The following is a 7,774-nucleotide window of genomic DNA, read 5'->3' as shown; positions in this document are numbered from 1 at the left end:
GGAAGTTGGTTTTTGAACCAACCCAAAATAACACCAAAAACAAATTCCACAACGAAAAGCAATGTTGGGCAGCCCCCCCCCCCCCCCAAAAAAAAAAAAAAAAAAAAAAAAAAAAAATACCAGCGATATTCGTTGGCGCTTCTTAGCCCCCCACGCATTTCAAACCACTAGAAGCCAAAGAAAATCTTATCTCTATTCATCAACACTTAGATAAATAGGATTACCCTTACACCAATAAAAATTGACACCACGACTACTTATAACCTTCTTTTTTAGTTCAAGTACACCACCACTAACAATGTCCCTGACTGCAGAAGCATCCATTTTTTTCATCATCCACTCCTCCTACCAAAACTCCACAGGCATAGGGTCATTAGTTTCTCGCCGCCACCCCAACCTGCAGCTTTTCGATGCATAAACGCTTCATCCCAGCCTTTCGAGTTCCGTCAACACACAACTCAAAATGCTGGCACTTCCCTTTCCCATGGGGAGCAGAGTTTGCAGGTCGCCGCGTGCTTCCTTCGCCGCGTAATAGGCTTGGTGCTTACTGCTCCTCCAGGCAAAAACGAAGATGTCGGCGGTTACCGCCAGATGCTTGAGCCTGTCGGTAGCCACCACGTCGGCATTCAACTCTACCCGTGCCAGCGGCAAGAGCATTCGCAGGAATTGCCGCGCGCGCTGCCCGGCGGATTCAGTCAGGGTATAGATGCCGATTAAACCGTCGAAATCAGCATGCGCTGTTGTTTCCGCATGCCCCTCTTCCTGAAAGGAGAAAGACTCCAGCAAGTTGGCACAACCATAATCCTTTGCCAGTAGAGACAGGATTGCATGTTGAGTCGGCTTGAGACGATGGTTCTGGGTGCGTGCCAACTCCACGACTGCCATAAAAAAACGCAGTCGCGATTCGCTGTCTGGAGATCCATGCAGGGCCAGCATTTCAGCTGCATTGAGCGCCCAGTCGATATTGCCGGGCGTATTGTTCGCGGTAATTATCTCAGAGTAGGCATCGAGCGCTTCGACGTAGTCGTCCTTCGAAGGACCAAGGCTGACCAACGCCTGTATGAGAGCAGAGGCCAATTCGAGTTCATTGGCCGACACCACCCCATTCCATGCAACGATGCGGATTAGCATGGTGTAAAGCGGTATGAAGCCTCGCACTGGATGTGCCAAACGATCGACAAAGAACTCCACCAAGGCGCCGAAGGCATCGCGAAACACACATTCTGCCTCACCGCTGGCGTTGCCGATCTTCTCGGCCAACTGACGGCAGGCCTCTGGATCCGAAGCATAAGCCTCGGCACTCCAACGCGTGAGTGCCTCTTCCAGGATCTGCAGCGGAGGGCGCTCATAGTGGCCGGCTTCGACATAGCGAACCCAGGACATCCAATCGGTGTCAGGACGCTCTTGCGACGCTTCTGACGGCTCTGACTGCAACTGCTGCAGTCTGCTCAGATCACGTTTTGTCCAAGTTGCCCGCGCGGCTTCGGGTGCATTACCCACCGCTTCGAGCACCCGCCGGGTAATTTCAATTTCCTCCAACTCTACTGCGCAACGCAGCATGACGCTGTACGTCCATACGTAGGGGGAGGATTCAAACGACAACTGCAGCGCCAACTCATAGTCGTCATCGGCTAAGGCCTGACGAGCCAATTCAAAGACATCGGCACGCGACGACGGGGCAGACACCAAACGGTTGGACCAATACTCGATCAGTTCTGGCCCTGCTTGGGCCGGATAAGCGGCAGCAATGGCCCTGCAACGCACCACATTCGGTTCATCCTGCACCAGTTCGTAGAGCAGGAAGGCTTTCAGTACATTAGGTTGACGAACTCCTTTTCGCTCCCTAAACAGCCGGCCGAAGTGACGCGCGATGTCATTCCGAAAAACCGTCAGGATGCCATCAACATTCAGGTCATCCTCAATGGCGGCGATATAAGTTGCATAAAGCGCCTCGACCAAGTCGGTGATGGTCTGGACCGGTAAAGACAGGCCAAGTACGGACTTGATCAGCGAGTAATCGTGCGCCAGTTGATGCTGGTGGCCGAGGCCGGCCAGCATTCGGATTTCCAAATATTTGTGTTGTTCGGCGTCAATACGGCCGCTAGCAATCATTTCGTGGCGTAAGCGCTGAGCATCTACCTCGTTGCCGGCCAGCAACGCCCGATCGAACTCAGCACGTACCCTGCCGAACGGACGTTGTGTGCGATCAGGGATGTCTGGGCGCCGTCGCAGCAAACCGAGATACAACTGCAAGGCTTGTGTAACATCGCCGCGCGCCGCCGCACTCACTGGCCGCAAGCGGAAGACAAAACGGCCAAAGCGCTTCTGCAGGGCACACTCGATCTCGTCGCTACAATCGGCCTGCAGCGGTTGGCCACGAAAATCGCTATAACTTGGGCCGACGACAGCTATCAATTCCTGCGCCAATGCAACCGCCGAAGCCTCATTGCCAGCCATTGCATACCATTGAGACGGCCCATCAGCATCGAAGACCGGCAGCACAATAGGCGATTGACAGCCTTGGGTGGCAAAAGTGGCGATCCACGGGCTTACCTGCTCCAGCCATGCCGCCGGCGCCTTGCCGCCGACAATGGCCTCCCAGTGCAGGGCATTGCGCCCGGAGAAGAAACACCCTAGCCAGGATTGTTCCTGATAAGGCAAGACGTCAATCATGCGGCCTCCCTGTAGCGGGCGAACTCAAGGCGGGTGCGACCAAGATCGTGCTGATCGAGCGAGAATTCAACCCACTCGTCATTGATCATCATGCCGTTGTAGGTCAAGTTCATCGAACCCATCAACAGGCAACGCGTGAGCAGGATGCCCTTGGTATGCAATTGGTCGTGGATATGCACCTCGAGTTGATCTTCTAGACTATGCTCGCGAGCGAAATCGACTATCCGGGTACGAAAGGCATCGTTGCTGGCTTCGCTTCGGGTGACGATATGCACCTTTGTGCCGTAATTCATCAGCGTCACGAGCACGTCGGCGAGGCGGATCTCTCGCCGCCCCCATTCGGGATTGAGGGCATCGAAGCTACCGGACCGATTGTCGATCAAGACAACATTGCTGATCCAAGGAGAAACGATCCAAATCTCGTCGCCGGGTTGCAACACCTCAGCCACGAACATGGTCTGTAACAATTCCTGGATAGTGGTGACGCCAGTTGTTTGCGTCTTGAAAATGCGCCGGTAAAGAATATTCATTGCACTGCCTCGACGAGTTCGATATCGGCTTCGATCATGGATTGGGTTTGGCGGATGCCTTGTAGGCGGGCATAAACGCGCAAGTAATCGGACTCGACCGGATTGGTTACCAGTGCATTGAGCGCGGAAGCCAGGCGAGCACGTTCGACTTCCGGGCAGGTCAGCGTCACTTGGCGACCGGCATTAAGTTGTTCGGCCGCCTGCGGCAACCAGTTATCGTCCAGCAGCGAAATGCAGACACGATCATCGCCAATGGTTTCCACCACTAAGAGGCGCTCGATCAAAGGCAATTCAATGAAGGGATTCCTTATCTGCAGTGCGGACTGGCGAATCGCCCGACCGCGGGGCCATAAGAGTCCATAGATAGCGCCAATGCGCCAGGCCGCGCGGTCGTTGCCTGGAGGGGATCCGATGTCGGACACAATTCGGTCGATATCGTCCGATTGACTCAGGTAATAGCTCATAACGCGCAGATCGACCTCGATGCCGATACGCGCCTCCTCACCCTGCCAATGATTAAGCACTCGGGAAAGGTAGAGATCAGTCGCCGCGCCCGATCCCGGTCGCAGAACACGGTTACCAAGCGCCACTAAAAAGCCGTGGAAAGGTGAAAAACCTTCCTGCAACAGCTTCCGGCGTAAGCGTCGGAAGGACTGTGTCATTTCCTCCTGGCTGGTGGCGGCACGGAATTGGCGCGCCAGTGCGGCGCTTTCCGAATTTCCGCGACCATCGTCCTCAGCCAGCACTGTGACCATTTGCTTAAGTTGATGGTCGATCAACTCAAATTCGCCCATGCTCAGATTGGCACGTACCGTAGCAAAGAATCGGCGCGGATCTTCCGCGTAGCGCCGCATAAATTCCTCGATCAGTCCGTTGCCCCCTGGACTGCGTTCGGTAAACCACGCCTCCACAGCCTCTGAGTCGAAACCGGCGGCTTGGCCGGGGAGCGCCGGGCCGCGGTCTAAGTCGACCGTCAGATCTTCCGGATCGATGCTCGGGCATAGGTCGGTAATGGAACGTAAAAGGGCCGCAGCAAGGGTGGAATGGTAGACCCCGCGTAGCCACGACTCCCAGTTGGAATCGATCGGCTCCCAAAGCATGGCGCCAAACTCGTGCAATTCCGCAATCACGATAGGATCGCGCAGACAGGCGTCCAGTTCCTGGCGTAGCTTGTCCGGACTGCCCGCCGCTGCGTCGGTGCCCTGTACTTCGACCACTTGCGACTGGAATAGCAGACTCAGCACATCCGGAAGCGAAATCGACGCATGACCCTGTCGAATGGAGGCGTCGGCCTCGGCCAAGCCGATCTGTCGGTGCATCGCTTCAAATGTAAGGGCAGACAGGTAAATCTGTGCTAACCACTCGCGCATGAACGGGTTGCCAATCATAGCCAAGCGCTCACCTCGCCAGACGAGGTCGATAAAGCGGGCGCTACGCACGGCGCGCCACTTCGCTTCGTCGCCGGGATGAGTGCGCAAGTGCAAGTTGGGAGGAATGTGAATCTGAAACACCATACCGTCGGCTGCAAATTGCGCCCCCAGCCCCACCGTTTGGTTCTCCCGTTGAAACACCGTGTCGACCCGCACCCTCTCCGTACCGACGCCAATCTCTGCTGAAGCGCCCGCTGCGAAACGCCGAATCTCTACTGGAGCATGGCGTGAGTGGGTAAAAAAGCCGATTCGGGTGACGATCTCTGCCCACTGGCTACCTCCGGGCGGCGTCAGCCAGCCCGGTTCGATGGTAGCGACGATTTGGCTATGCCATTCCAAGGAGGCATTCGACGAGTCTTTCACTGCCGTCGGTGGTGATTGCGGTGCCAGGCGTACCGGGCGGTAAACTGGCAGAGCTACCGTTTTGACGCCCCGGCGTACAATATACTCCCCTAACAGCACGTGGCTTCCTATCGCATCGACATCGAGACCGAAGACATCGCTGCAGATGCCCGATCCGCTTTGGAAATCCGGCGACGGTGCGATCCAGTGGCGCTCGGTACGATAGCGAACGCCATAGCGCCGGCTGACGCGACCGGGCGCGAACTCGCGCAGTGCAGCGAATACCGACATCACAGAGACATTGAAGGGACTTGCCGAGTGCGACTCTGGCAGATCGATGGCGACCTCAGCTAAGTTGAGGTCAGCAAAAAGAGAACCCGGAATAAAGTCCGGCAACGGAGTGTTGAAGGCTTGGTAGTCTTCTTGTGGGTTACCGTCTGCGCTCCAGAGGCTCACTAGGCGCCGGAGCGCAGTCGGAAGCACAGTTGTCATTAGCGGTCGCGGGTACTCCCACAATATTGCCAACAGTTCCTCGTCAGAGAGGCGCAGCGCGCGGCGCAGATAGTCGGAGAGGCGTCGGCTACCCGCTTCGGTTTCAAGAATATTACGCAGTTCGCGTATTAGGCGCTGGCGCCGCTGCGCATTGAGCTTGTTGCCACCGCTGAGGTCGCTCCAAACGCTACCTACAGGGCCATCCTGCAGTCGCGATGCCAAGTAGTCTATGGTGGCATACACCGCTTGCATCCGAGTGATGTATCGGTTCGCCAAGGGCAGCGTACGGACCGGCAATTCCGGATCGAACAGCAAATCGTAACTCTGGTAAGCAGCGCGATCGCGGCCATAATCAGACAGCACGACCGCCGTCCAGGGCCGCATGCCGCGGGTGCGGCCGCCGCGTCCCTTACGCTGCAGGAAGCCCGCGATACCGCGTGGAGCCTTGTGCTGGATCACCGCGCCGACGACCGGATCGTCAAAACCTACTTCCAGGACAGCAGTGGCGACAATAACGTCCGCGTCAGCATCAACTCCACGATCCTGGGAGCTGACCCGCTTGACCACTAGACGGTGCTTGAGGCTCTGATGCAAGTCTTGGCAGAACCGCCAGTCTTGCCCGTTGGCATAGCGCAAGAGCGAGGATCCGGCCTCGCGCAGCACCGCCAGGCCGCCGTCAGACGCATGGCGCATGTCGGGATCGCCATAGCTATTGCGTCCCTCCGCACTGAGCAAGTCGAAATACAATCGATTGATCACATCCAGGTTATCGGTGAACACGAAAGTGCGCTGGCCAAAGACGCCGCGGCTGACCGACTGTCGCGGCTCCGCGGATTTTGGATCGAGGCAGCGCTGCAGCACCATGGTAGTCTGGATGGTGGTGGACAGCAGTGCCGTGCGCGAAACCGGATCGCCGCGCAGCGCAATCATGTACTCGGCACCCTCAGATTCGATCTCGTCAGCACGCGGTGACACTTCATCTACAAGGTTTGTGCGACAACCTGTCAGCGCAGCGAAGAACTGCGGAGCTTCGCGCAAAGTCGCCGACAAGCCGACGAAGCGCAACGATTGATCGGTTAGTCGCTGCCAGCGCCGCATCAGATAGGCGACTTGCGCACCATGCTTGCCTTCGTAAGTATGTACTTCATCCATCAACACCAGTTCCGGCGCATGCAGCGCCTTGGGCCCAACGCCGAAAAGATGCATCATCGAGTTGTCCGAGAGTCGCTGGTTCAGCATCTCGGTGGTGGTGAACAGGATGTCCGGTACGGAGTTCTTGAGCGATTCCCGGGTGAGCGGGAACACGGCGCCGTCCAACACCGCTTCGCAACAAGCGCACACCAAACGTTCGCGCCCCTCGCTACGATCCTTTCGCAACCAGCGCAACTCGCCGCCACAGTCGAGACAGGCAAGAGTCGGACAGACCTGATCATTGCCTATTTTTGGCCACTCACAGAACTGTGCAGAATGCGGGGTATCCCCATAGAGGGCACCAACGCGAATTGACACCTGATCCTTTTGCGGCAAAACGGCTTGAAGGCTACGGATGCGCTGCAAGACTTCGCGCAATTGATCCTTAAGCAGTTCAGTGCGTGGATACAAGGCAACCGCCTTGACCCAGCGCTCGGATTTGTCTTCCACGAGCACATGACGGTAAATCGACGCTAACGCGGGTATGTAGAACGCGAGAGTCTTACCACTGCCTGTACCAGCACAAACGATAGTCGCCAAATCCTTCCCGGTTTCGATGGCGCGCAAAATGCGCTGGGTCGCCCGGACTTGGAAACCGGACAGACGGACGGTCCGTTCGGGGGGCGCTAGCAGCGCTTGCACAGCCGCCAGCAGCGCTGGACTTGAGGCAGCCTGACCTATCATGATCAGCGCCTGCTCGACGGAAATGTCGCGCGCTGGATAGCTGCGACGACGACGCAAAAAGCGGAAGTCGGCAACTAAGCTCGGGGCCTGCTGCCATCCGCTTGGACCTGAGTGTTTCGGGAACAGTTGTCGCAAGCGCTGCAGTAAACGAACGGTTTCCGCCATGCGTGATCGGTAACCGGTTGCGCCATCACTCCTTGGCACTTCGGCAATCCACTTGCGCTGTCGTAGCTCCCTCAGTACATCCTCGACGGAGTAAAAATCCTCAAGGCCGTCATTGATGGCTTCGTCGATCAGGAGATTGAGCAAATCGCTGATTTCGTCATGGCTGAAGGCACCATCGACGATGCCCCAAGTCAGCAACCTTGCTTCACGCTCTTCGATGCGATCCAGAGCCGAGGCAAGAAAACGTTCACGTGCTTCCAAAAGAAC

The 7,774-nt window shown here is 56.8% G+C and carries 4 protein-coding genes; all 4 read right to left on the bottom strand.

Features of this window, described 5'->3' with window-relative positions; translation table 11 throughout:
• Window positions 1-192: 192 nt before the first annotated feature.
• Complete coding sequence (locus AC1RQB_RS21150) at window positions 193-333, bottom strand: hypothetical protein (RefSeq protein WP_157893803.1); 141 nt, start codon at window positions 331-333, stop codon at window positions 193-195.
• Window positions 334-423: 90 nt separating this feature from the next.
• A complete protein-coding gene (dpdD, locus tag AC1RQB_RS21145; RefSeq protein ID WP_063340407.1) occupies window positions 424-2,673 on the bottom strand; it encodes a protein DpdD in 2,250 nt (749 codons plus the stop codon).
• Window positions 2,670-3,203 carry a phospholipase D-like domain-containing protein DpdK gene (gene dpdK / locus AC1RQB_RS21140; RefSeq protein WP_063340408.1) on the bottom strand — a complete coding sequence of 178 codons (534 nt, stop codon included), beginning with the start codon at window positions 3,201-3,203 and terminating at the stop codon, window positions 2,670-2,672. Before dpdK ends, dpdD begins: the two co-directional genes overlap by 4 nt.
• Window positions 3,200-7,768 (bottom strand): protein DpdJ, encoded by a 4,569-nt coding sequence (gene dpdJ, locus AC1RQB_RS21135; RefSeq protein ID WP_063340409.1) that lies wholly within the window; start codon window positions 7,766-7,768, stop codon window positions 3,200-3,202. Before dpdJ ends, dpdK begins: the two co-directional genes overlap by 4 nt.
• Window positions 7,769-7,774: the final 6 nt, after the last annotated feature.

The sequence above is a fragment of the Pseudomonas sp. GW822-FHT02E03 genome, from assembly GCF_058802325.1.
The sequence above is the reverse complement of the archived record's forward strand: the minus strand, read 5'-3'. Positions and strand labels throughout refer to the sequence as shown.

Bases quoted from the DNA above. Each gene is read 5' to 3' on its own strand.
- dpdK (WP_063340408.1), bottom strand. From the start codon at position 3,203: ATGAATATTCTTTACCGGCGCATTTTCAAGACGCAAACAACTGGCGTC.
- dpdD (WP_063340407.1), bottom strand. From the start codon at position 2,673: ATGATTGACGTCTTGCCTTATCAGGAACAATCCTGGCTAGGGTGTTTC.
- AC1RQB_RS21150 (WP_157893803.1), bottom strand. From the start codon at position 333: ATGAAAAAAATGGATGCTTCTGCAGTCAGGGACATTGTTAGTGGTGGT.